The sequence below is a fragment of the Achromobacter sp. DH1f genome (assembly GCF_000633435.1).
GTDB lineage: Bacteria > Pseudomonadota > Gammaproteobacteria > Burkholderiales > Burkholderiaceae_B > Achromobacter > Achromobacter deleyi.
Genome location: NZ_AYMF01000013.1, coordinates 22512 through 47476 on the forward strand (window position 1 = coordinate 22512; position 24965 = coordinate 47476).

Sequence of the window (24965 nt, forward strand, 5' to 3'; positions counted from 1 at the left end):
ACCATGGCCGCCGACCGCTTGTTCGAGCCGCTGCGGGCCGCGGCGCTGTCGGCCGGGCGGGTGCGCACGGCGGTGGCCTATCCGCTGTGCGCGGCCAGCCTGGGCGCGGCGGTGCAGGCGCAAGAAGCCGGCTATATCGAGCCGTTGCTGGTCGGGCCGGCGGCCCGGCTGGCCGCGCTGATGGCCGAGATGGGCCTGCGCGCCGGCTCGCTGGAAATCATCGATACGCCCGATGACGAACGCCAGGCTGCCGCAGTGGCGGCCGCCCTGGCGCGCGACGGCAAGGCGGGCATGTTGATGAAGGGCAGCCTGCACACCGACCACTTCATGTCGGCGGTGGTGGCACGCGAGTCCGGCCTGCGCACCGGCCGGCGCATCAGCCATGCCTTTGTCATGTCGGTGGCGGCGTACGCCAAGCTTTTCATCCTGACGGACGCCGCCGTCAACATCGCGCCCACGCTGGCGGAAAAGGCCGACATCGCCCAGAACGCCATCGACCTGGCGCGCGCCCTGGGCGTGGCGCGGCCCAAGGTGGCGGTGCTGTGCGCCACCGAATCCGTCAACCCCGCCATGCCCGCCACGCTGGATGCGGCGGCGCTGTCCAAGATGGCCGACCGCCAGCAGATTCGCGGCGGCGAGATCGACGGCCCCTTGGCGTTCGACAATGCCATATCGCGGCTGGCGGCCGAGCAGAAGGGCATCGTGTCGCCGGTGGCGGGCGATGCCGACATCCTGCTGGTGCCCGACATCGAGGCCGGCAACATGCTCTACAAGGAACTCACCTGGCTGGCCGGCGCCGGCACGGCCGGGCTGGTGCTGGGCACGCGCGTGCCGGTGCTGCTGACCAGCCGCTCGGATTCGGTCGAGGCCCGCGTCAACAGTTGCGCGGTGGCCGTGCTGCATGCCCGCGCGCTGGGGGGGTGAGGGCGGCGCCGGCCTGCGCCTGGCACCAACGAGTCCACCGGTTTGGTACTAAGGGCAGGCCCTGGGGTTGACTAGGCTAACGCCAAGGCCGCTTCTCAACGGCCAGCTCAAAACCAGGGGGTGAAAGATGCGCAGCGCACGATGGGGTTTGGCCACGGTCATGACGGCACTGGCGTTGCTGTCCGGCGCACAGGCCGCCGATGCGCCCAAGCCGGGCGGCACGTTGGTCATCGGCTCGACGCAGGTGCCGCGGCACCTGAATGGCGCGGTGCAATCGGGCATCGCCACCGCGCTGCCCAGCGCCCAGCTGTTCGCCAGCCCCTTGCGCTACGACGCCGACTGGAAGCCGCAGCCCTACCTGGCGCAGTCGTGGGAACTGGCGCCCGATGCCAAGTCGCTGACGCTGCACCTGCGCCACGACGCGGTGTTTCATGACGGCCAGCCGGTGACGTCCGCGGACGTGGCGTTTTCGGTCATGGCGGTCAAGCAGAACCATCCGTTCCAGAGCATGTTCGCGCCCGTCGAAAGCGTGGACACGCCGGACCCCTACACGGCCGTGCTGCGCATGAGCCAGCCGCACCCGGCGATTCTGCTGGCGCTGTCGCCGGCCCTGATGCCGGTGCTGCCCAAGCACATCTATGGCGATGGGCAGGACCTGAAGAACCATCCGCGCAATTCCGCCGACGTGGTCGGGTCGGGCCCGTTCAAGCTGAAGGAATTCAAGCCCGGGCAGGAGATCGTGCTGGAGCGCTTCGACAAGTTCTTCCTGCCGGGCAAGCCCTATCTGGATCGCGTGGTGGTCAAGATCAACCCTGACGCCACCAACCTGCTGATCGGGCTGGAACGCGGCGAGGTCGGCGCGTTGCCGTTCATGTCCGAACCCACCATTTTGCGGCGCGCCAAGGACAACCCCGGCATCACGATGAGCAGCCGCGGCTACGAAGGCATCGGCGCGCTCAGCTGGCTGGCGTTCAACACCGCGCGCAAGCCGCTGGATGACGGGCGGGTGCGGCAGGCCATTGCCTACGCCATCGACAAGAACTTCATCACCAAAGCCCTGAACGCCGGCTTCGCCAAGCCGGCGGACGGCCCGATCGTGGCCTCCAGCCCGTTCGCCACGCAAGACCTGAAGAAATACCCGCTGGACCTGAAAAAGGCGGAGCAGCTGCTGGACGAGGCCGGCTTCAAGAAAGACGGCAAGGGCGAACGCCTGTCGCTGACGGTGGACTACATGCCGGGCAGCGATGTGCAGGGCAAGAACGTGGCCGAATACCTGCGCAGCCAGTTGAAGAAGGTGGGCGTGACCGTACAGGTGCGCGCGTCGCCGGATTTTCCGACCTGGGCCAAGCGCATCGCCAGCCATGACTTCGACATGACCACCGACATCGTCTTCAACTGGGGCGACCCGGTGATCGGCGTGCATCGCACCTACCTGTCCAGCAATATCCGCGACATCATCTGGACCAACACGCAGTCGTACAGGAATGCCAAGGTCGACGCCGTGCTGGCGCAGGCCGGCACCGAAACCGACGAGGCCAGGCGCCGCGCGCTGTACGCCGAGTTCCAGCAACAGGTCACCGAAGACCTGCCGATCGACTTCCTCACCGTCATTCCGTATCACACGCTGTCGTCCAGGAAAGTGCATGGCCTGCCCGAAGGTATCTGGGGCGTGCTGTCGCCGCTGGACGACACCTATCTGCAATAGTGGGGGGGCGCCGTCATGCTGCGATATCTCTCGCGTCGCCTCGCCTATGCCTTGCTGCTGTTGCTGGCGGTGGTGACGCTGAACTTCCTGTTGATTCACATCTCGCCGGGCGATCCGGTGGAAACCATCGCCGGGTCCATGGGCGGCATCAGCGAAGAACTGCGCGCCCAGCTGCGCACCCAGTACGGGCTGGACCGGCCCTTCCTGGCGCAACTGGGCCTGTACCTGTCGCATGTCGTGCGGGGCGACCTGGGCTATTCCTATTTCTTCAACCTGCCGGTGGCCCAGCTGATCTGGGAACGCGTGCCGGCCACGCTGCTGCTGGTGGTGACGTCGGTGGCCAGCGCGTTCGTGGCGGGCACGCTGCTGGGGACGCTGGCCGCGCGCAAGCCCAACGGGCCGCTGTCGCAGGGCATCACGCTGCTGTCCATCGTGGGCTATTCGGCGCCGGTGTTCTGGACGGGGATCATCCTCATCATTCTGTTCGCGTCGGCGCTGCCGTGGTTTCCGGTGTCCGACATGCGCTCGGCGGGTGGGCCCGACGGCGGCTGGGCCGGCGCGCTGGATGTGCTGCACCACCTGGTGCTGCCGGCCTTCACGCTGGCCTTCGTGTACCTGGCGCAATACAGCCGGCTGGCGCGCGCCAGCGTGATGGATGCGCTGTCGGCCGACTACATCCGCACGGCCCGCGCCAAGGGGCTGCCCGAGCGCACGGTGCTGTACAAGCACGCGCTGCGCAACGGCGTGCTGCCCGTGGTGACCATGCTGGGGCTGCAATTCGGCAACGTGCTGGCCGGCGCCATTCTCGTGGAAACGGTATTCAACTGGCCCGGACTGGGCCGCCTGGCCTTCGATTCCGTGCTGCGGCGCGACTATCCGACCTTGCTCGGCATCCTGCTTTTTGCCTCGTTGCTGGTGGTGGTGATGAACCAGCTGACCGACCTGGCCTACCGGCTGATCGACCCCAGGATCAAAACTTCATGAGCCAAGCCCCTGTTGCCGTCCCCGCCAGCGCCACCTTGGCCACCGCGCCGCGCAAGGCGCCGGCGCGGCCTTCGTACGAAGCGCTGCGGGTATTCGCGCGCAATCCGGGCGCCATGCTCGGCGTGCTGCTGTTGGCCGTCATTCTGGCGGTGACGCTGTTCGGCCCGGCGTTGATGCAGGCGGACCCGTTCGAGATCGTCAGCGCGCCCATGGACCCGCCCGGCGGCGAGCTGTGGCTGGGGTCCGACTACCTGGGCCGCGACGTGCTGACCGGCATGGTCTACGGCGGCCGCGCCACCTTGCTGGTCGGCGTGGTGGCGGCGGTGCTGTCCATGGCCATCGGCGTGACCGTCGGCGCGCTGGCCGGCTACTACGGCGGCTGGGTCGATGAAACGCTGATGCGCATCACGGAATTCTTCCAGGTGCTGCCGGCGCTGCTGTTCGCCATGGTGCTGGTGACCCTGTTCAGCCCGTCGCTGGCCACCATCGCGGTGGCCATCGGCGTGGTCAGCTGGACCGGCACCGCGCGCTTGGCGCGCGGCGAATTCCTGCGGCTCAAGCGGCGCGAATACGTGCTGGCCGAAAGGGTGATCGGCGCCAGCAACGCACGCATCATCTGGCGCGTGATTCTGCCCAATGCGCTGGCGCCGTTGATCGTATCGGCCACGCTGGCCATCGGCACCGCGATCCTGTTCGAAGCCGGCCTGTCGTTCCTGGGGCTGGGCGATCCCAACGTCATGAGCTGGGGCCTGATGATCGGCAGCAACCGGCCGTACATCCTGGCGGCCTGGTGGGCGGTGACGCTGCCGGGCGCGGCCATCTTCGTGACGGTGCTGGCGGTCAGCCTGATCGGCGACGGCCTGAACGACGCGCTCAATCCGAATTCGCGGGGGCGGGCATGAACGCCGCCGATCAACTGCCCGTGCTGCAAGTGGACGGCCTGAGCCTGGAATTTCGCACCCGCGGCCGCACCGCCGAAGCGCTCAGTGGCGTCAGCTTCGACCTGCGGCCCGGCGAAACCCTGTGCCTGGTGGGCGAATCCGGTTGCGGCAAGAGCATGACGGCGCTGGCTATCATGCGGCTGATTCCGCCACTGGCGCGCATCGGCGCCGGCCACGTGCGGCTGCGCGGCGCCGACCTGGCCTCGTATGGCGACGAGGCCATGCGGCGGGTGCGGGGCAACGATATCTCGATGATCTTCCAGGAACCGATGACGGCGCTGAACCCCGTCTACACGGTGGGCGACCAGATCGCCGAGCCGCTGCGCCAGCACCAGGGGCTGGGCAAGACCGAGGCGCGCGAACGCGCCATCGGCATGCTGCGGTCGGTGGGCATTCCGTTGCCGGAGCGGCGGGTGGACGACTACCCGCACCAGCTGTCCGGCGGCATGCGGCAACGGGTGATGATCGCCATTGCCCTGGCGTGCGACCCTGAAGTGCTGATTGCCGACGAGCCCACCACCGCGCTGGACGTCACCGTGCAGGCGCAGATCTTCGACCTGCTGCGCGAACAGCAGGCGCGCCGGGGCACCGCGGTGCTGATGATCACGCACGACATGGGCGCGGTGTCCGAGATGGCCGACCGGGTGGCGGTGATGTATGGCGGGCGGGTGGTGGAGCAGGGCGACGTGGGCCAGATCCTGGCGCAGCCGCGCCACCCGTATACGCAGGGGCTGATCGCCTGCCTGCCCGAACTGGACCGCACGCCCAGCGCGCACCGGCCCGACCTGCCGGAGATTCCCGGCGTGGTGCCGTCGGTGTGGGAACGCGGGGAAGGCTGCCCCTTCCAGGACCGCTGCAATCGCGCGTTGGCGCGTTGCCGCAATGAATTTCCGCCCATGACCGCCGTGGGCGACGGCCATGCGGTGGCCTGTTGGCTTTATCCGGAGGCCGCATGACCGCGCAGCCGCAATCTTCCCCCTTGCTGTCGGTGCGCGACCTGGCCGTGCACTTTCCCATCGGCGGCCAGGCCGTGGTGCGCGCGGTGGACGGCGTGTCGTTCGATCTCGCGCGCGGCCGCACGCTGGCGATCGTGGGCGAATCGGGGTCGGGCAAGACCACCACGGCGCTGTCGGTGCTGCGGCTGGCAGACCCCACCGGTGGACGCATCGAATTCGACGGCACCGACCTGACGGCGCTGCGCGGCACGGCGCTGCGGCGCATGCGGCGGCGTTTGCAACTGGTGTTCCAGGACCCGTATTCGTCGTTGAATCCGCGCCAGCGCGCCGGCGACATCGTGCGTGCGCCGCTGGACCTGATGCACATCGACCCGCCCGGCGGCCGCGAGGCGCGCGTGGCGCTGATGTTCGAACTGGTCGGCCTGCGGCCCGAGCAGCGCCAGCTGTATCCGCACCAGTTCTCGGGCGGCCAGCGCCAGCGGCTGAACATCGCGCGGGCGCTGGCCAGCGCGCCGGACCTGATCGTGTGCGACGAACCGGTGTCGGCGCTGGACATCGCCATCCGCGCGCAGATCCTGAACCTGCTGCGGCGCATCCAGCGCGAGCAGTCGCAGTCGTTCCTGTTCATCTCGCACGACATGGCGGTGGTGGAACACGTCTGCGACGACATCGCCGTGATGTACCTGGGCAAGATCATCGAGCGGGCCACGCGGCAGGCGTTCTTTTCGCGGCCGCTGCACCCGTACAGCGTGGCCTTGATGTCGGCCGTGCCCACGGTGAAGGGCGGGCGCGATGCGGCCGCGCGCCGGGTGCGTCTGACGGGCGATCCGCCCAGCCCGGTGAACCCGCCGCCCGGCTGCCGTTTCGCGGGGCGCTGCCCGGTGGCGCAGCCTTTGTGCGCCGCCCAGGAGCCGCCGCTGCGCGAGGCCGCGCCCGGCCACCACGTGGCCTGTCATTTCGTCGAATCCCGTCACGGCGCCGCCGTCTCGCCGCTGCAGGCGTGACGCCGCCCCAACCGAAGGAGTCCCGATGTCCGTTGCCCCCCGCACCACGATCTATTCCGCCCGCAGCATCCTGACCATGAATCCGGCCCAGCCGCGCGCCACGCACGTGGCGGTGCGCGAGGGCCGCATTCTGGGCGTGGGCAGCCTGGATGACCTGACAGGCTGGGGGCCGGCCGACCTGGACGAGCGCTACGCCGGCCAGGTGCTGATGCCGGGGCTGGTGGAAGGGCATTGCCATCTGCCTGAAGGCGGCATGTGGAAGTTCGCCTATGTGGGCTTCTACGACCGCCGCGGGCCGGACGGCCGCCTGTGGCCGGGCCTGAAGCGCTTAGACGCCGTGGCGGCCCGCCTGCGCGAATTCGGCCAGGGCCTGGCCAAGGGCGAAACCCTGATCGGCTGGGGCTTTGACCCGATCTTCTTCGGCGGCCAGCGCATGAGCGTGCGCGACCTGGACGCCGTGTCGGCCGAACGGCCGGTGGTGGTGATGCACGCCAGCATGCACCTGATGAACGTGAACACGCCGATGCTGGCACGGGCCGGCATCGACCGCGATACCGATATCGAAGGCATCAGCCGGTTCGACGACGGCACCCCCAACGGCGAACTGTGCGAGTTCGCCGCCATGTTCCCGGTGATGCGCCTGATCGGCAGCCCGTTCCGCACGGTGGGCTTGTCGGAAGATGGCCTGCGGCTGTTCGGCCAGGTGGCGCAATGGGCCGGCGTGACCACCGCCACCGACCTGGTCAACGAACTGGGCGACGACGGCCTGGCCACCCTGGCGCGGGTCACGGCCGAGCCGGACTATCCGGTGCGGATCGTGCCGGCGGCATCGGCGCTGGCCTTCGCGGGCGACCCGGCGGCCTGCCTGGCGCGGCTGGAAACCGCGCGCCGCCTGAACCACGGCAAGCTGCACCTGGGCATGGTCAAGCTGGTGGTGGACGGGTCCATCCAGGGCTTCACGGCGCGGCTGCGCTGGCCGGGCTACTACAACGGCGCGGCCAACGGCATCTGGGTGATCGCGCCGGCCGAGCTGGATACGCTGGTGCAGGCCTATCACGATGCCGGCGTGCAGCTGCACATCCACACCAACGGCGACGAGGCCACCGAACGCGCCATCGACGCCATCGACCGCGCGCTGCGCCGCAGCCCGCGGCCGGATCACCGCCACACCTTGCAGCACTGCCAGATGGCGGATGCCGCGCAGTTCCGGCGCATGGCCAGCCTGGGGCTGTGCGTCAACCTGTTCGCCAATCACATCTTCTACTGGGGCGACGCCCACCACGCGCTGACCATGGGCCCGGACCGCGCCAATCGCATGGATGCCTGCGCGTCGGCGATGCGCGCCGGGGTGCCGTTCGGCATCCATTCCGACGCGCCCATCACGCCGCTCGGGCCGCTGTTCACCGCCTGGTGCGCCGTCAATCGCCAGACCGCGTCGGGCCGCGTGCTGGGCGAATCCGAACGCATCAGCGTCGATGCGGCATTGCACGCCATTACGCTGGGCGCCGCCTACACGCTGCACCTGGATCACCTGGTCGGGTCCATCGAAGTGGGCAAACAGGCCGACTTCTGCGCGTTGCAGGACGATCCCCTGGCCGTGCCGCCCGAAAGCCTGAAGGACATTGCCGTGCTGGGCACGATGGTCGGCGGCCGGCCCCTGGCGCGTCAGGGAGCCTGACATGGGGCGCATTGCGCTGACGGTGGTGGGCGGCTTCCTGGGCGCGGGCAAGACGACGTTGTTGAACCATGTGTTGACCGGCAGCCCGCGCCGGGTGGCGGTGCTGGTCAACGACTTCGGGCCGATCGATATCGATGCGGGCCTGGTCGCCCAGCGCGCCGACAACGTGATCCGGCTGGCCAACGGCTGCGTCTGCTGTTCGATGGCCGGCGGGCTGGACGAGGCGTTGGCGCGGGTGCTGGCCTTGCAGCCGGCGCCGCAGTGGATCGTCATCGAAGCCAGCGGCGTGTCCGACCCGGGCCGTATCGCGCAGGTGGGGATGGCGGACCCGCTCTTGCAGTTGGAAGGCGTGGTGGTGCTGGTGGATGCAGGCGCCATCCGCGAGACCGCCGCCGATCCGCTGCTGGCCGACACCGTGTTGCGGCAGTTGCGCGCGGCAGACCTGCTGGTGCTGAACAAGACCGACCTGGTGGCGCCGGGCGAGACAGCGGCGCTGCGGGCCTGGCTGGGCGAACAATCGGGCGGCGCGCCGATCGTGGCCGCGCGGGAAGGGCGGGTCGATCTGAGCGCGCTGGGGGCCATGGGTTGTACCCATGACGGCAGCCATGACGTCTGCGCCCATGCCGACTGTGGCCCGCACAGCCACGACGCGTCGCATCACCACGATGACGACCCCGCGCATCCCTTTCAAAGCTGGCTATGGCCGGCGCCGGACCTGTTGCATGCCGACCGGCTGGCCAGCAGCCTGCGGCAATTGCCCCGGCATTGGCTGCGCGCCAAGGGCTGGGTGCGCACCGAGCGCCATGGCTGGGTGCTGGTGCAACTGGCGGGGCGCCGGGTGCGCTTTGACACGCAGGCGCAGCGCCCGGCCGAGATCGAGCGGCCGGCGCTGGTGTTCATCGGGCTGCGCGATGGGGCCGGCGGCGGCGAGGTGGCCGCGCATCTTTCGGCGGCTGCGGCGTGACGTTTTCACCCGAAGTTGCCCGAGCTGGCCGCGTGCCGCCGCGCCATCACCGCCGTCTGGTGCAAGCGATTGGCCGCGTCTGGTTCTAGACCCTGCCGGACCCCGCGCGTACCTTGGGCTTGGCACGCGGGCGCATGTCGCGCCCGCGGATTCAGGAGGGTAGGCAATGCACCAGACCGTCACCGTGGACATGCTGGCCGAGTTCGCAGCCGCGTGGAATCGCCACGATATCGATGCCTTGATGTCTTTCATGAGCGACGACTGCGTCTTTGAAACCGTGGGCGGCCCCGAGCGCTGGGGCGCCCGCCACGCCGGCCGCGAGGCGGTGCGCACGGCGTTCGAAGCGGCCTGGAAGAATTTCCCGGACGCCCAATGGAACAACGGCCGCCATTGGGTCGCCGGAGACCGGGGCGTATCGGAATCTACCTTCACCGGCACCGCCGCCGACGGCTCGCGCATCGAGGCCGACATGGTCGACGTCTTCACCTTCCAGGGCGGCAAGATCCGCGTCAAGAACGCGTTCCGCAAGCAGCGCCCGGCCTTGCCGGCGCGCGGCTGACCTGTCGATTCCCACGGCCGCCATCGCGCCCCGACCCCGCTCACCGCTACCGGACCCCGCCGCATGGATACCGCTATGCCTTTCGATCCCCCGGACGCCGCCAGCCCCGCCGCCAGCGCCTACAACCCCACCTACGATCCGCTGGTCTCGCCGCCGGGCCGCGGGCAGGATTACGCGCCGACCTACTGGGTCGCCACGGCCGGGCCGCCGCCCGCCGACGACGGGCCGGTGCAGGGCGACATCGATGCCGACGTGGTGATCGTCGGGTCGGGCTTCACCGGCCTGTCCGCCGCGCTGGCGCTGGCGCGCGACTACGGTGTGAAAGCCGTGGTGCTGGAGGCCAACCGCGCCGTCTGGGGCTGCACCAGCCGCAATGGCGGGCAGGGCCAGAACGCATCGGGGCGGCTGTACCGGTCGCAGTGGATCGAACGCTGGGGCCTGCCCACCGCGCGCCGGCTGGACGCCGAGATCCGCGAGGGCTTCGAGTACTGGAAAAGCCTGGTGGACCAGGTCGATTGCGACGCCCAGCCCGGCGGCCATCTGTACACCGCCCACCGCGAAAAGAAGATGGCGTTCCTGCGCAACGAGGCCCGCGTCATGCGCGAGCAGTTCGGTTACGACACGCGCATGCTGGACAAGGCCGCATTGCGCGAACACTATGTCGACGACCACGAGGCCGTGGGCGCCATGCACGAGCCGGACGGCGTGGGCGTGCATCCGCTGAAGCTGGCGTACGGCTACATGCGCCAGGCCCGCGCGCTGGGCGTGCGCATCCATCCGGGCAGCCCCGTGCTGGGCTGGACCGAAGAGGCCGGCGGCTACCGCCTGCAGACGCCAGGCGGCACGGTGCGCGCCAAGCGGGTGGCCTTCGCCACCGGCGGCTACACCGCGCAGGGGGTCAACGGCCTGCTGGACAACCGCATCATGCCGGTGCTGTCCAATTCCATGGTCACAAGGGTGCTGACGCCCGCCGAACGCGAGCGCGCCGGCCTGAAAAGCACGGTGTTCATCACCGACACGCGCACGCTGCGCTTTTACTACCGCCTGCTGCCGGATGGCCGCATGCAGATCGGCAGCCGCAGCGCGCTGCGCGGCGCCGATGCGCAGCACCCGCGCCACCTGGCGTTGCTGCGCAACGGCCTGGCGCGCAAGTTCCCGACGCTGCGCGGGGTCGAGGTGGACTATTCCTGGTGGGGGTGGGTGGACGTCAGCCACGACATGATGCCGCGCATCACTCAGCCCGATCCGGCGCAGCGGGTGTACTACGCCTTTGGCTACGGCGGCAACGGCGTGGCGTTCTCGGCCCACGCCGGGCGCCGCCTGGCGCAGCGCATGATGGGGCAGGACGGCGTGGCCTGGGACTTGCCCATCTACGACTCGCCGCTGCCCGGCCACCTGTTCGCGCCGTTCCGCCGGTTGGGGCAGGCGCTGCTGTACCGCTGGTACTACCTGCGCGACGAAATCCTCTGATGCCAGGCGGGATGGCGCCGTTCTTCGCGGACGGCGCCGGGCGTCCGCGCCAATGGTGCCGTCAGGCCGCCGCCCGCAGGCGGTAGCGGCGCACCACCTGCGCCAGCTTTTCAATCCCGGGCCCGATGTGCTCGGCGCGGATCGACGTGAACCCCACCCGCAGGAAATTGCGCGGGGCGTTGGCGCCGTCCATGAAGAACACATTGCCTGGCTCGACCACGACGCCCTCGGCCAGCGCCGCCTGCGACAGTTCGGTGGCGTCCAGCCAGGCAGGCCCCTGCAGCCAGCACGATGATGAACCGGTGATGGGCACCGCCGTGAAGTCGGGCAGCCAGCGCGCCAGCGCCGCCGTCAATTCGGCGCCGCGCTGCTGATAGGCCTGCGATTGCCGGCGCAGCAGCGAATGGTGATGCCCCAGTGAGATGAACAGCGAGAACGCGCGCTGGATGTAGGCCGACGGATGGCGCAGCATCAGGCGGCGCAGGGCGCGCAGCTCGGCGGCCAGTTCGCGCGGGGCGACGATGTAGCCGATGCGCAGGCCCGGCGCGAACGACTTGGCCAGGCTGCCAACGTAGATCACGCGGCCGTCGCGGTCCTGGCTTTTCAGCGCCGGGATCGCACCTTCGCCCCAGCGGCTTTCGCTTTCGAAGTCGTCTTCGATGATCAGGCTGTCGGCCTGGCGGGCCAGCGTCAGCAGGGTGTCGCGGCGCGCGGCCGACAGCGTGACGGTGGTGGGGCATTGGTGGCCCGGCGTCACGAAAATGTAGTCGCAGCCCAATAGGTGCGTGCCCGTGCACAGGCCCTGGCCGTCCACCGGCAGCGGCAGCAGGTGGCGGGTGTGGCTGGCGAAGATGTTGCGCGCATCGGGGTAGCCCGGGTCTTCCATGCCGACTACCGTGTCTTCGTTGACCAACAGGTCGGCCAGCAGATACAGCGCGTGCTGCGCACCCACGGTGATGACGATTTCCTCGGCGTCGGCCCACACGCCGCGGCGCGGCAGCACCTGGGTGCGGATCTGTTCGATCAGCGCCGGGTCGTCGTGGGTGATCAGGTCGGGCGCCCAGCTGCGGATGTCCAGCACCGACAGGGCCTTGATACAGCATTCGCGCCATTCGGCGGTGGGAAACAGGTCCTGGTCGAATTGGCCATAGACAAAGGGGTAGGGCTGCTTCTGCCAGTCTTGCGGCTTGACGATGTTGCGCTGGCGGGTCGGGCGAAACCGCAGCCGGTCGTCCCAGCAGACGGCGTCGGCCGCCACGTTCGAGGCGCAGGGGTCCGCGTGCTGCGCGGCGCGCCCTTGCAGCACGTCGGTGCTGACGAAGTGGCCGCTGCGCTCGCGCGATTCCAGGTAGCCCTCGCTGACCAGCTGCTGGTAGGCGAACACGACGGTGTTGCGGGCGATGCGCAGCTGGTCGGCCAGATAGCGGCTGGACGGCACCGGCGCGCCCGGCGGCAGATGGCCGCTGAGAATGGCCGACACCAGCATCTGCCGGACCCGGCCCTGCAGGCTGAGATTGGGCGCGCTTTCGCGTTCGAACAGGCGTTCCCACAACACAGGCTTGAGCATCGAGGCCTGGCTGGACATGGCGGCTCCTTGTAGTGGCGACGCGCCCCGGCCGTGCCGGCGCGAGGCGCGCGGCGGGGCGGGGGAGCTGAGTCCCAGAATAGAGGAGCGGATGGGGGGACGGAATGCGGGAATGCCCTGCCGGCGCGTCACAGATGACGGCTGGATGACGCGCCGGCCAGAAAATGGAACGAGATTGTTCTGAAACGGTAGGGTGGGCCGCTTCAGATGCGTCCCTTCCAGGGAATCGCGAATTTCTCCAGGTAGCGCACCAGCAGGTCGAAGGCGAAGGCGAACACGCCGATCACGATGATGCCCATGATGACGGTGTCGCTGGCCAGGAACTGCGCGGCGTTCAGCACCATGAAGCCCAGCCCGCGGTCGGCGGCCACCATTTCGGCGGCCACCAGCGTGGTCCAGCCCACCCCGATGCCGATGCGCATGCCGGTGAAGATCTCGGGCATCGCCGCTTTCAGGATCACGTGCCAGACGATCTGCATCCGCGAGCCGCCCATGGCGTAGGCGGCGTGGATCTGCTCGATGGACACGGACCGCACCCCGGCCCGTGCCGCAATCGCCATGGGCGCGAAGATGGCCAGGTAGATCAAGAGGATCTTGGGGAATTCGCCGATGCCGAACCAGATGATGATGAGCGGCAGGTAGGCCAGGGGCGGCAGCGGGCGGTAGAACTCGATGGGCGGGTCGAAGATGCCGCGGGCGTAGCGGTTCACGCCCATCAGGATGCCGACCGGTATGGCGGTGGCGCAGGCCAGGAAAAACGCCGAGAACACCCGCGTCAGGCTGGCCAGCGCGTGCTCGGCCAGGGTCGAGTTGGCCACGCCGTCGGTCATGGCGGACACGAACTTGCCGTACACCGCCTGCGGCGACGGCAGGAACAGCGGCTTGACCCAGCCGGCGTTGGTGGCCAGGAACCACAGCGCCAGCAGCGCGATGCTGGTCAACAGGCTGATGTGGCCGCTGTAGCCGGCCCCCGGCGCGCCATAGACCTTGCCCGGCGTGGCCGGCTGATGCCCCGAAAAGCGGCTAGGCATGGACGGCCTGCGGGGCGGAGGCGGCAAGTTCGTCGCCGTAGATGATGCCAAGGACTTGTTCGCGCATGGCGATGAAGTCGGGACTTGATTTGATGCCGCGTCCATCGCGCGTCTCCAGGTAGCGCCGGTTGAAGTCCGGCTTGAAGGTGTGGGTGATGCGTCCCGGGCGGGGCGACATGACGATCAGCCGCGACCCCAGGAACAGCGCCTCTTCCACGCTATGGGTAATGAAGAAGAACATCTTGCCGGTCTGGCGCCAGATATCGAGCAGCAGCTCCTGGATGGTCTCGCGGGTCAGCGCGTCCAGCGCCGCCATGGGCTCGTCCATCAGCAGCATGGCGGGGTCGCAGGTCAGCGCCCGGGCGATGCCCACGCGCTGCTGCATACCGCCGGAAAGCTGGTAGATCATGTGCCGGTGAAAATCCTTCAGGCCCACCAGTTCCAGGTTGCGGCGGGCGCGGGCGCGGCGCGTCTCGCGGTCCACGCCCTGCAGCTTCAGGCCGAACTCGGTGTTTTCCAGCACGTTCAGCCAGGGCAGCAGGGCGTGCTTCTGGAACACCACGCCGCGGTCGGCGCCGGGGCCGGTGATGGGCCGCCCGCCCAGCGTGATCTCGCCGTCGGTGGGCGACAGGAATCCGGCCAACAGGCTGAGCAGGGTGGTCTTGCCGCAACCGGACGCGCCCAGCGCCACGACGAATTCGCCGGGCTCGATGGTCAGGTTGACGTCTTGCAACGCAATCACCGGGCCGCTGTCGTGCAGCCCGGGGTAGGTGACGCTGACATGGTCCGCGCGCAGGGCTTGCGCGGCGGGGGTGGTGGCGTGGGACATACAGGCTCCCCGGTTATTGCGGCGCCCGCGGCGAGGCGGGCACCGGGGCGCGCCTGCCGGCGCGCCCGGTGGGCCTTGGCGGCTATTTGACGGCCGCCTTGGCGTACTGGTCCGTGACGTGGCTGCTGTAGTCGTCCAGGGCACGGTCGATCTGCTTCTGGTCCTTCAGGAACTTGGCGCTGGCCGTGAAGGCCCGCGCCGCGCCGGCGTCCTTGCCGCCGCCCAGCCATTCCTTGGACGCCTGTTCCTGGGCGGTGGGGAAGGTCAGCAGCTTCAAGGCCGTGGCCACGTCGTCCGGCTTGCCGCCGATGAGCTTGACGATGCTTTTCACCGGCGCCGAGTCGGCCGTCCAGGCGGCGCTGTTGGCGCGGTAGTCGGCGTACGACTTGGCCAGCACACCGGTGAAGGCGGCCATGAACTTCGGGTTCTTGGCGGCCCAGGCGCGGTCCACCACCAGGCCGTCGAAGGTCGGCACGCTGGCGCGGCCGATGGCCTCGGAATCGGCGATGACCTTGCCGGTCTTTTCGATTTCGGTCAGGGCGGGCGGCCAGACGTAGGCGGCGTCGATGTCGCCGCGCTGCCAGGCGGCCACGATCTGCGGCGGCTGCATGTTCAGGATGCGTACGTCGCGCGGGCTGATCTTCCAGACCTGCTCCAGGCCCACCAGCAGGTGAAAGTGGGAGGTCGACACGAACGGCGTGGCGACGCGTTTGCCCTTCAGGTCGGCGGTACTGTTGATGCCCGAGCCGTTGCGCGCCACCAGGGCTTCCGATTTGCCGATGTTGTCCAGGATCCAGAACAGTTCCAGGTCCACGCCGCGGGTGGCGGCGGACGTGATGCCGGTGGACCCCAATACGCCCACCGGCACGTTGCCGGAGGCCAGCGCGGTGGAAATGTCGCCGCCCGAGGTGAACTGGCGCCAGTCGACCTGGTAGCCCGCATCTTTCAGGGCCTTGTCGAAACTGCCGTCGGCGATGGCGGTCAGGAACGGGCCGACGATCAGTTGGTAACCGACGGTCAGGCGGGTCTGGGCATAGGCGGGTGCGCCCAGCAGCGCGGCGGCCAGGCCGGCAAGGAGACAGCGGCGGATGAGGCGGTACATCGCGTTCATGATGATCTCCGATTGAGGATGGGCCGCGCCCCGACGCGACCGGCTTGTGCCGGTGCGGCCTGTGACGCCAGTTTGCCCGGATGGGATCGGAACGCTAGGGCCAGATGCTCTGTTCGATAGGTGCCAACGAGAGGGAATCCCCCCTCTGGCGGACGCCGAAAAACCAAACGGGCGGCGGGACCAAGAGGGTCCGGCCGCCCGTTTGGGGGAATCCGTCTGATTTAGCGAATCAGGCTGAGGAATTCCGCCCGGGTCGAGGGGTTTTCGTGGAATTCGCCCAGCATCACCGACGTGACCATGGACGAATTCTGTTTTTCGACGCCGCGCATCATCATGCACATGTGCTGGGCTTCGATCACCACGGCCACGCCGGCGGCGCCGGTGACCGACTGCACGGCCTCGGCCACCTGGCGGCTGAGGTTTTCCTGGATCTGCAGGCGGCGGGCGTACATTTCGACGATGCGCGCCACCTTGGACAGGCCCAGCACGCGGCCGTTGGGCAGGTAGGCCACGTGGGCCTTGCCGATGAAGGGCAGCATGTGGTGTTCACAGAGCGAATACAGCTCGATGTTCTTGACCAGTACGATCTCGCGGGTGTCGGACGTGAACAGCGCGCCGTTGACGATTTCGTCCAGGTTCTGGCCGTAGCCGCGGCACAGGTGGCGCATGGCCTTGGCCGCGCGGGCGGGCGTGTCGGCCAGCCCTTCGCGGGACGGATCTTCCCCCAGCGCTTCGAGAATGGCGGTGTAGTGTGTTTCCAATGACATGGGGAGGACTCCTGGGGCTGCGCGCCACTGATGGCGATTAACACGCAAGTCTACCCCAGCGCGGGCCGGGGCCGTGCGCCTGAAAGACGCCTGAAACTACACGCCGCGGTTCTCCACGGCGTACTTGACCAGTTCGGCCTGGCCGTCGATGCCCAGCTTGCGCTTGATGTTCAGCCGATGGGTTTCCACGGTGCGCACCGACAGGCCCAGCGCCTGGGCGATCTGCTTGTTGGCATGGCCGCTGGCGATGTGGCGCAGCACGTCGCGTTCGCGCTGGGTCAGCAAGGTGGCCGGGGCGCTGGCCTGCGACAGCCGCAGCGAGACGGCCGCGCTGAAATAGTTGCGGCCGGTCATCACCGTGTCGATGGCGGCGATGATTTCCTGCGCCGGCTCGTCCTTGAGCAGGTAGCCCCGGGCGCCGGCCCGCACTGCCTGCACCATGTATTCGGCGTTGTCGTGCATGGACAGCACCAGCACCGCAATCTGCGGATAGCGCTCGTGCAGCTGCGCGGTCAGTTCCAGCCCGCCCACGCCGGGCATGTTCAGGTCCATCAGGGCCAGTTGGGGCAGGGTGCCGCCTTGCGGGTCTTCGGCCAGGCAGGCCTGCAGGAAGGCCAGCACGGCGGCGGCGTTGCCGGCTTCGCCCACCACCCGCAGGTGCGGCACGGTTTCCAGGCGCAGGCGCAGGCCGTCTCGCACCAGCGGGTGGTCGTCGATCAGCAGGAGTCGGATGGCGTCGGGATGGTCGGTCATGCAGAAGGGGCCGGTTCGGAAGAGGGGGCGGGCAGCGGCAGCCAGGCCTGCAAGGTGGTGCCGTGGTCCGAGGTATGGAAACTGAGGCTGCCGGAAAGCGCCGTCATGCGTTCGCGCATATTGCGCAGGCCGATGCCGCGGCGCGGGTCGCGCTGCACATCGGCGTAGTCGAAGCCGCGGCCGTCGTCGCTGATCGTCAGGCGCAGGTCGCGGGCGGAATAGGCCAGCGTCAGGTCGGCGCGCGACGCGCCGGCGTGGCGGATGACGTTGGTCAGCGCTTCCTGGGTCACGCGGAACAGGGCGGTGGCGTAGGCGTCGGGCAGCTTCACCGGCCGCCCCTGGGTGGCCAGCCGCACCGCCAGAGGCGTGGCGCCCGGCTGGCTGGCGCCGGCGAATTCACGGCCCAGGTGTTCCAGCGCGGCCGGCAGGCCCAGGTCGTCCAGCAGCGTGGGGCGCAGGTTGTGCGAAATGCGCCGCACCTCGCCCACCGCCATGTTCAGGCGGTCCAGCGCGCCGCCCAGCGGCGTGTCGATATGGGCGAGCGCCCGCGGCTCGGCGCCCAGGGCCTGGCGCAGCCGCTCGCGGGCGGCTTCCAGCGACAGCTTGATGCTCACCAGCACCTGGCTGATGCCGTCGTGCAGCTCGCGCGACAGGCGGGCGCGCTCGTCTTCCTGCGAGCGCACCAGTTGCTGGGCCATCAGGCGCAGCTTGGCGTCGGACTGGCGGTGGTCGCTGATATTGAGCGCCAGGCCGCAGGCCGCCACCAGCAGGATGGACACGGCCGCGATGCCCGCCACCCAGGCGAACATGTTGCGGATATTGGCCTGCGCGGCGGCGTCGATGTGGGCCAGGGTCTGTTCCACGTCGTCCAGGTAGATGCCGGTGCCCAGCATCCAGCCCCAGCGTTCCAGCACCACCACGTAACCGAGCTTTTCGACGGTCTGGTGGGTCGACGGCTTTTCCCACAGGTAATGCACGGCCTGGCCCTGCGCGCCGCCGCGCCGGGCCGCCGTCAGCAGGTTCTGGATCACCGCCTGGCCGCGCGTGTCACGCAGGTTCCAGAGGTCTTGCCCGACCAGTTCGGGCTGGCGCGGGTGCATCAGGTTCTTGCCGTGCAGGTCATAGACGAAGAAATAGCCGTCGTGGCCGAATTCCATCTGCGCCAGCAGCGCCAGGGCGCGCTCGCGGGCGGCCTCGCTGTCGCTGGCTTCCTGCAAGGGGGCGATGGCGCTGTAGGCCAGGCTGACGTAGTGGCGCAGCTCGCTTTCCTTGCTGCCCAGCCAGGCGCTTTCCACCACTTCCTTTTCGCGCTGGGCCAGTTGCAGGCCCTGCACGTAGACGGCCACGGCGATGGCCGCCAGCGCCACGAGCAGGGGCACGGCGGCCAGCAGCAGGATTTTCAGACGCAGCTTCATGAGGAGATTTGTATCAGCGACGAGCGGACGTGTTGCGTTGCGTCAATGAGAGAGGGCCCGGCAATAAGGGGATGGTCAGCCGCCGATTTTACGATTGTGGCGCAAATATGCTGCGCCGCATTCGGTAGTACCACGTAGGGCGCTTGCGTAGTTTCGCGCTTGTTGCGGGTGGGGCAAATCGAAATACTAACGCCCGCGTCGACCCGACGCCGAGCGGACCGCCGTGTCCGCCACCCCACAACAATGAGTCTGCCTTCCGCGAGACGAAAAAAGCGTTTCACGCCAAGAGCATGGCGGCAGGCACGAGGAGAACTTATGCATACCAGCAGTAAGGGACTGGGTCAGCACCTGGTCTGGCTGGCGGTTGCGGTGTTGGGCGCGTTTGCGCTTGGCACCGTGGCGCTGGCCAGAGGTGAGACCATCAATGCGCTATGGGTGGTGATCGCCGCCGTGTGCGTGTATCTGATCGCATACCGCTATTACAGCCGCTTCATCGCGAACAAGGTCTTCAAGCTGGACCCCACCCGCATGACGCCGGCCTGGAAGCACAACGACGGCCTGGACTACGTGCCCACCAACAAGCACGTGCTGTTCGGCCACCACTTCGCCGCCATCGCCGGCGCCGGCCCCCTGGTCGGCCCCGTGCTGGCCGCGCAGATGGGCTACCTGCCCGGCATGCTGTGGATCCTGGCCGGCGTGGTGTTTGCCGGCGCCGTGCAGGACTTCACCATTCTCTTCATCTCCACCCGCCGCGACGGCCGTTCGCTGGGCGACCTGGTCAAGTCCGAGCTGGGCAAGATCCCGGGCGTGATCGCGCTGTTTGGCGCCTTCATGATCATGGTGATCATCCTGGCCGTGCTGGCGCTGATCGTGGTCAAGGCGCTGACGCATTCGCCGTGGGGCACCTTCACGGTGGCCGCCACCATCCCCATCGCGCTCTTCATGGGCGTGTACCTGCGCTACATCCGTCCGGGCAAGATCGGCGAGGTCTCCATCATCGGCTTTGTCGGCCTGATGGCGGCCATCACGTTCGGCCAGGACGTGGCGGCGCATCCGGTCATCGGCCCGATGTTCGACTTCGACGGCAAGGGCCTGACCTGGATCCTGATCATCTACGGCTTCATCGCGTCGGTGCTGCCGGTGTGGCTGCTGCTGGCCCCGCGCGACTACCTGTCGACCTTCCTGAAGATCGGCACCATCGTCGGCCTGGCCATTGGCATCGTGGTGGTGGCGCCCGAGCTGAAAATGCCGGCGCTGACGCAGTTCGTGGACGGTTCCGGCCCGGTGTGGTCGGGCAACCTGTTCCCGTTCCTGTTCATCACCATCGCCTGCGGCGCGGTGTCGGGCTTCCATGCCCTGATCTCGTCGGGCACCACGCCCAAGCTGATCGAAAACGAAACCCAGGCCCGCTACATCGGTTACGGCGGCATGCTGATGGAATCGTTCGTGGCCATCATGGCCCTGGTGGCCGCTTGCGTGATCGAGCCGGGTATCTACTACGCCATGAACAGCCCGGCCGCCGTCATTGGCACCACGCCCGACCAGGTGGCCCAGGTGGTCTCCAGCTGGGGCTTCGTGGTGACCCCGGCCGACCTGATCCAGACCGCCAAGGACGTCGGCGAAAGCACCATCATCTCGCGTGCCGGCGGCGCACCGACGCTGGCCGTGGGCATGGCCCACATCCTGCACCAGGTGATCGGCGGCCCGGGCATGATGGCGTTCTGGTATCACTTCGCCATTCTGTTCGAAGCGCTGTTCATCCTGACCGCCGTGGACGCCGGCACCCGCGCGGGCCGCTTCATGCTGCAAGACCTGCTGGGCACCTTCGCCCCGTCGCTCAAGCGCACCGAGTCCTTGCCCGCCAACCTGATCGCCACCGGCCTGTGCGTGGCGGCATGGGGCTACTTCCTGTACCAGGGCGTGGTCGATCCGCTGGGCGGCATCAACACGCTGTGGCCGCTGTTCGGCATTGCCAACCAGATGCTGGCCGCCATTGCGCTGACGCTGGGCACCGTGGTGCTGTTCAAGATGAAGCGCGACCGCTACGCCTGGGTCACCGTGCTGCCCACGCTGTGGCTGCTGGCGTGCACCCTGACCGCCGGCTGGCAGAAGCTGTTCCATGCCGACCCCAAGGTCAGCTTCCTGGCGCACGCGGCCAAGTACAACGCCGCCATCGCCGAAGGCAAGGTGCTGGCTCCGGCCAAGTCGCTGTCGGAAATGTCGCGCGTGGTCTTCAATGACTACATCAACGCCGGCCTGTGCGGCATCTTCATCTTCGTGGTGGTCAGCATCGTGGTGTTCGGCGTGCGTTCGGTGCTGCGCGCCCGCGAGGAAAACAAGCCGACCGCCCGCGAAACGCCGTACGAAACCCTGCCGGCCGTCGCAGCCGGCGCGGACTGACCCCGGGAGCCGCCGCATGCTGTTTACCAACATGACCTCGGCGGCCGGCGCCGCCGGCCGCTACCTGGGCCAGACGCTCAGGCTGATGGTCGGCGTGCCCGACTACGAGACCTACGTCGAACACATGCGGCGCACCCATCCGGATCAGGAGCCCATGACGTACGAAGCGTTCTTCCGCGAGCGGCAGGACGCCCGTTACGGCGGCAAGAAACGGATCGGGTGCTGCTGACGGCACTGACGGTGCCGCGGACTGCGCGGCACGCGGCGTGGCTCAGCGGGCGTACTTCTTTGCCCCAGCCACGCACACCACCGCCGCCAGCGTCACCAGCAGCATTGCCCAGCTGACGTTTTCGTGCAGCAGCAGCGCCGCCAGGCCCAGCCCCATGAAGGGCTGGAACAGCTGCAACTGGCCCACCGCCGCAATGCCGCCCTGCGCCAGGCCGCGGTACCAGAACACAAACCCGATCAACATGCTGAACAGCGACACATAGGCCAGCCCGATCCAGCCGGCCACGGTGACGTGCGCGAACGACGGCGGCAGGGTGAACAGCGCCAGCGGCAGCATCACCGGCAGCGACAGCACCAGCGCCCAGCTGATCACCTGCCAGCCGCCCAGCGTGCGCGACAGCTTGGCGCCTTCCGCATAGCCCATGCCGCAGACCACGATGGCGGCCAGCATCAGCAGGTCGCCCTTGAGCGACACGTCCAGCCCGCCCATCACCGCGTAGCCCACCACGAAGGCCGCGCCCGCCACCGAGAACATCCAGAAGGCGGGGCGAGGGCGCTCGCCGCCGCGCAGCACCGCGAACACCGCGGTGGATAGCGGCAACAGACCCAGGAACACGATCGAATGCGCCGACGTGACGTGCTGCAACGCCAGCGCCGTCAGCAGCGGAAAGCCCAGCACCACGCCCACCGCCGTCAGCGCCAGCGCCGGCAGGTCTGCGCGCCTGGGCCGCGGCTGGCGCAGCAACAGCAGCAGGGCCCAGCCCAGCACGGCCGCGATGGTGGCGCGGGCGCAGGTCAGGAAGGTCGGGTCCAGCTCCGCCACCGCCACCCGCGTCGCGGGCAGCGATCCGGCGAAGATCGCCACGCCGATGAAACCATTGATCCAGCCACTTGTTGCCTTGTCCATGAACCGCTCCGGTGAATCCGCTACTTCAGCACCGCGGCCGGGTTTTCCCCAGAGACAGTCCAGTACAATTCAAAATAACTGTTATGCAATACAGTCCAGTACAAAACGGAGGCCCTATGGCACGCGGCGGCACGCGGATCGAAACGGTGATGGCCCAGGTTCAGGCAAAGATCGCCTCGCGGGCCTGGCTGCCCGGCGCCCGGCTGCCGTCGGTGCGGGCGCAGGCCACGGCCATGGGGCTGTCGGTGTCGACCGTGGTGGAAGCCTACGAGCGCCTGGCCGCCGAAGGCGCCATCACCTCGCGGCCGGGATCGGGCTTTTACGTCGCCGGCCCGGTGGCGCCCCTGGCGTTGGCCGAGATCGGCCCCAAGTTCGACCGCGAGGTCGATCCGCTGTGGGTCTCGCGCCAGTCGCTGGACACCGCGCCCGCCGCGCTCAAGCCCGGCTGCGGCTGGCTGCCCAGCTCGTGGATGTATGAATCGGGCATCCGCCGCGCCTTGCGCGCCCTAGCCAAGGCCGACAGCGTGGCGCTGACCGAGTACGCCACGCCGCTGGGCCATCCGGGCTTGCGCCAGGTGCTGTCGCGGCGCATGGCCGCCGCCGGCATCGAGGCCGCGCCGGATCAGGTCATGCTGACCGAGTCCGGCACCCAGTCCATCGACCTGATCTGTCGGTTCTTGCTGGAACCGGGCGATACCGTGCTGGTCGACGACCCCTGCTATTTCAATTTCCACGCCTTGCTCAAGGCCCACCGGGCCCGTGTCGTCAGCGTGCCCTACACCCCGCACGGGCCCGACGTGGGGCTGTTCGAAGCGGCCGTGCGCGAGCATGCGCCGCGCCTGTACATCACCAATTCCGGCCTGCACAACCCCACCGGCGCCTCGTTGTCGCCGCTGGTGGCCCACCGCCTGCTCAAGGTGGCCGACGGCGCCGGCCTGGTCATCGTCGAAGACGACATCTTTGCCGACTTCGAGAACAGCCCCGCGCCGCGCCTGGCCGCCTTCGACGGCCTGTCGCGCGTGATCCAGATCGGCAGCTTTTCCAAGACCGTGTCCGCCTCGCTGCGCTGCGGCTACATCGCCACCAAGCCCGACTGGATCGAAAGCCTGGCCGACCTGAAAATCGCCACCACCTTCGGCGGCGGCCGCCTGGCCGCGGACGTCGTGCACCGCACCCTGACCGACAGCGGCTACCGCAAGCACATGGAGTGGGTGCGCCAGCGCCTGGCCGAGGAAATGGAAGGGGTCGCGCGGCGCCTGCACGCGCTGGGCATCGAGCCCTGGAGCTACCCCAAGGCCGGCATGTTTCTCTGGAGCCGGTTGCCCGCCGGCATCGACGCGCCCACGGTCGCACGCGCCTGCCTGCGCGACGGCGTGGTGCTGGCGCCGGGCAATTCCTTCAGCCGTTCGCCCGAGGCGGGCGGTTTCCTGCGCTTTAACGTGGCGCAGTCCAACGACGACCACGTGTTCGGCAGCCTGGCGCGGGCGCTGGACGCGAGTCGGGGGTAGGGCGGGCGTTCAGCCGCGTTGGCATGCGCCGCGCCTGGCAAAGGCCGGCGCGTCTCTCTTCAAGCCGCCCGCGCCCGTTTTTCGGACAGCAGCACCAGCGGAATCGCGCAGGCCGCGCACAGCGCCATCACCAGAAAGCCGCCCGGCGCAAAGCTGCGATACAGCGCCCCGCCCAGCTGGATGCTGCCGAACATGAACACCCCGCCCGACAGCAGCGCGTACAGCGCAATCGCCGAGGTCTTGCAGGCGGCCGGCACGCGCCGCGCGATGTACCACATGATGGCGGCATTGTTGCCCGCCAGCGTGAAGCACTGCAGCAGCTGCAGCGCGCCGATCCACACCGGGTCCGTGGTGGCCGACAGCCCGGCCCAGCGAATCGCCGTCATCGCCGCCGACGCCAGGATCAGCCACTGCGCGCCCACCCGCGCCAGCACCTTGGGCGCCAGGAAGAAGAACAGTACCTCGCTGGTCACGCCCACGGCCCACAGCATTGAAATCAGCGCCGTCGACAGGCCCCGGTCGGTCCAGTACAGCGTCGAATACGAATACAGGAAGCCGTTGCTGGCCTGCACCAGCGACGCTGCGCCGATGCACAGCAGCAGCGGACGGTCACGCAGAATTTCGCGCATCGGCAGCCGCACCCGTTCGGTGGGCGCGTCGTCCGCGCTGGGCCGGGCGGCCTGCGGCAGCAGCCGCACGCAGGCGATGCAGGCCACGATCAGCAGGATCGACAGCCACATCACCCAATCCGCATTGAACGTCTTGATCAGGTAGCCGCCCGCCACGGTCACGATGGCAAAGCCCAGCGACCCGCAGGCGCGGATGATGGTGTACGAATTGCCCTGGCCGCGGCCGCTGGCGATCGCCATGCGGTCCAGCAGCGGCAGCACCGCCGGAAACACCGCGTTCAGCAGCAGCGTGATGGCGAACAGCCAGGCCGGCGCCTGGCTGAAGGGATAGCAGATGAACAGCAGCAGCGACGCGCCCAGCGCCGCGGCGATCAGGCCATGGGCGCGCCCGCTCTGGTCGGCCACGTGCGCCACCACTGGCGTCGACAGGATCTTGGGCAGGAACGACGTGGCCACGATCAGGCCGATCAGCGCCGGGTCCAATCCGCGGCTAGCGAACCACAAGGGCAAGAACGGAATGCTGACGCCCTGCAAGCCGTAGTACAGGAAGTAGAACCCATGCAGGGCGATAGCGCCTTGCCGGGCGTCGGGGTTGCCGCGCATAGCGTTGTCGGGGT

The 24965-nt window shown here is 68.6% G+C and carries 22 protein-coding genes; 13 read left to right on the forward strand and 9 right to left on the reverse strand.

Features of this window, described 5'->3' with window-relative positions; genetic code table 11:
• Nucleotides 1–3 precede the first annotated feature (3 nt).
• The 10 genes from U858_RS0113385 to U858_RS0113430 all read left to right on the forward strand — a co-directional run bounded on the left by U858_RS0113385 (nucleotide 4) and on the right by U858_RS0113430 (nucleotide 11185).
• Nucleotides 4–924 carry a bifunctional enoyl-CoA hydratase/phosphate acetyltransferase gene (locus U858_RS0113385; RefSeq protein ID WP_025137661.1) on the forward strand — a complete coding sequence of 307 codons (921 nt, stop codon included), beginning with the start codon at nucleotides 4–6 and terminating at the stop codon, nucleotides 922–924.
• Nucleotides 925–1051: 127 nt separating this feature from the next.
• Entirely contained in the window at nucleotides 1052–2629 is a 1578-nt protein-coding gene (locus tag U858_RS0113390; RefSeq protein ID WP_025137662.1) for an ABC transporter substrate-binding protein, read from the forward strand.
• A gap of 15 nt (nucleotides 2630–2644) precedes the next feature.
• Nucleotides 2645–3613, forward strand: coding sequence for an ABC transporter permease (locus U858_RS0113395; RefSeq protein ID WP_025137663.1), 969 nt, complete (start codon nucleotides 2645–2647; stop codon nucleotides 3611–3613).
• Nucleotides 3610–4515 (forward strand): ABC transporter permease, encoded by a 906-nt coding sequence (locus U858_RS0113400; protein WP_025137664.1) that lies wholly within the window; start codon nucleotides 3610–3612, stop codon nucleotides 4513–4515. Before U858_RS0113395 ends, U858_RS0113400 begins: the two co-directional genes overlap by 4 nt.
• Entirely contained in the window at nucleotides 4512–5510 is a 999-nt protein-coding gene (locus U858_RS0113405) for an ABC transporter ATP-binding protein (protein ID WP_025137665.1), read from the forward strand. The genes U858_RS0113400 and U858_RS0113405 overlap by 4 nt, the downstream gene beginning before the upstream one ends.
• Nucleotides 5507–6514: an ABC transporter ATP-binding protein gene (locus U858_RS0113410; RefSeq protein WP_025137666.1), complete on the forward strand. Its 1008-nt coding sequence runs from the start codon at nucleotides 5507–5509 to the stop codon at nucleotides 6512–6514. Before U858_RS0113405 ends, U858_RS0113410 begins: the two co-directional genes overlap by 4 nt.
• Before the next feature lie 25 nt (nucleotides 6515–6539).
• Entirely contained in the window at nucleotides 6540–8192 is a 1653-nt protein-coding gene (locus U858_RS0113415; RefSeq protein WP_025137667.1) for an amidohydrolase, read from the forward strand.
• A 1-nt stretch (nucleotide 8193) separates the two neighbouring features.
• Nucleotides 8194–9156, forward strand: a complete 963-nt coding sequence (locus U858_RS0113420) for a GTP-binding protein (RefSeq protein WP_025137668.1) — start codon at nucleotides 8194–8196, stop codon at nucleotides 9154–9156.
• Nucleotides 9157–9322: 166 nt separating this feature from the next.
• Complete coding sequence (locus tag U858_RS0113425; RefSeq protein ID WP_025137669.1) at nucleotides 9323–9715, forward strand: nuclear transport factor 2 family protein; 393 nt, start codon at nucleotides 9323–9325, stop codon at nucleotides 9713–9715.
• A gap of 63 nt (nucleotides 9716–9778) precedes the next feature.
• Entirely contained in the window at nucleotides 9779–11185 is a 1407-nt protein-coding gene (locus U858_RS0113430) for an FAD-binding oxidoreductase (protein WP_025137670.1), read from the forward strand.
• 61 nt (nucleotides 11186–11246) lie between these two features.
• Here the strand turns inward: U858_RS0113430 and U858_RS0113435 are convergent, their stop codons facing one another.
• From U858_RS0113435 to U858_RS0113465, 7 genes are all read right to left on the reverse strand, one after another.
• Entirely contained in the window at nucleotides 11247–12770 is a 1524-nt protein-coding gene (locus U858_RS0113435; protein ID WP_025137671.1) for a PLP-dependent aminotransferase family protein, read from the reverse strand.
• Nucleotides 12771–12973: 203 nt separating this feature from the next.
• Nucleotides 12974–13801, reverse strand: coding sequence for an ABC transporter permease subunit (locus tag U858_RS0113440; protein ID WP_025137672.1), 828 nt, complete (start codon nucleotides 13799–13801; stop codon nucleotides 12974–12976).
• On the reverse strand, nucleotides 13794–14630 hold the full coding sequence (locus tag U858_RS0113445; RefSeq protein WP_025137673.1) for a taurine ABC transporter ATP-binding protein: 837 nt from the start codon (nucleotides 14628–14630) through the stop codon (nucleotides 13794–13796). The genes U858_RS0113440 and U858_RS0113445 overlap by 8 nt, the downstream gene beginning before the upstream one ends.
• A gap of 82 nt (nucleotides 14631–14712) precedes the next feature.
• On the reverse strand, nucleotides 14713–15741 hold the full coding sequence (gene tauA, locus U858_RS0113450; RefSeq protein ID WP_025137674.1) for a taurine ABC transporter substrate-binding protein: 1029 nt from the start codon (nucleotides 15739–15741) through the stop codon (nucleotides 14713–14715).
• A 221-nt stretch (nucleotides 15742–15962) separates the two neighbouring features.
• Nucleotides 15963–16508 (reverse strand): GTP cyclohydrolase I FolE, encoded by a 546-nt coding sequence (gene folE, locus U858_RS0113455; RefSeq protein ID WP_025137675.1) that lies wholly within the window; start codon nucleotides 16506–16508, stop codon nucleotides 15963–15965.
• 96 nt (nucleotides 16509–16604) lie between these two features.
• Nucleotides 16605–17261 (reverse strand): response regulator transcription factor, encoded by a 657-nt coding sequence (locus tag U858_RS0113460; RefSeq protein ID WP_025137676.1) that lies wholly within the window; start codon nucleotides 17259–17261, stop codon nucleotides 16605–16607.
• Nucleotides 17258–18676, reverse strand: coding sequence for a cache domain-containing protein (locus tag U858_RS0113465; RefSeq protein ID WP_025137677.1), 1419 nt, complete (start codon nucleotides 18674–18676; stop codon nucleotides 17258–17260). The genes U858_RS0113460 and U858_RS0113465 overlap by 4 nt, the downstream gene beginning before the upstream one ends.
• Nucleotides 18677–18991: 315 nt before the next feature.
• On the opposite strand from U858_RS0113465, the gene U858_RS0113470 reads away from it, so the two are divergent.
• Nucleotides 18992–21076, forward strand: a complete 2085-nt coding sequence (locus tag U858_RS0113470; protein ID WP_025137678.1) for a carbon starvation CstA family protein — start codon at nucleotides 18992–18994, stop codon at nucleotides 21074–21076.
• Between the two features lie 16 nt (nucleotides 21077–21092).
• Nucleotides 21093–21305 (forward strand): YbdD/YjiX family protein, encoded by a 213-nt coding sequence (locus U858_RS0113475; RefSeq protein ID WP_115596962.1) that lies wholly within the window; start codon nucleotides 21093–21095, stop codon nucleotides 21303–21305.
• 42 nt (nucleotides 21306–21347) lie between these two features.
• Here U858_RS0113475 and U858_RS0113480 read toward each other — a convergent pair whose 3' ends face one another.
• A complete protein-coding gene (locus U858_RS0113480; RefSeq protein ID WP_025137680.1) occupies nucleotides 21348–22211 on the reverse strand; it encodes a DMT family transporter in 864 nt (287 codons plus the stop codon).
• Nucleotides 22212–22327: 116 nt separating this feature from the next.
• Between U858_RS0113480 and U858_RS0113485 the strand changes: the two genes are divergently transcribed.
• Nucleotides 22328–23719, forward strand: a complete 1392-nt coding sequence (locus U858_RS0113485; RefSeq protein ID WP_025137681.1) for a PLP-dependent aminotransferase family protein — start codon at nucleotides 22328–22330, stop codon at nucleotides 23717–23719.
• A 59-nt stretch (nucleotides 23720–23778) separates the two neighbouring features.
• Here U858_RS0113485 and U858_RS0113490 read toward each other — a convergent pair whose 3' ends face one another.
• Complete coding sequence (locus U858_RS0113490; protein ID WP_025137682.1) at nucleotides 23779–24951, reverse strand: MFS transporter; 1173 nt, start codon at nucleotides 24949–24951, stop codon at nucleotides 23779–23781.
• Between the last annotated feature and the right edge of the window lie 14 nt (nucleotides 24952–24965).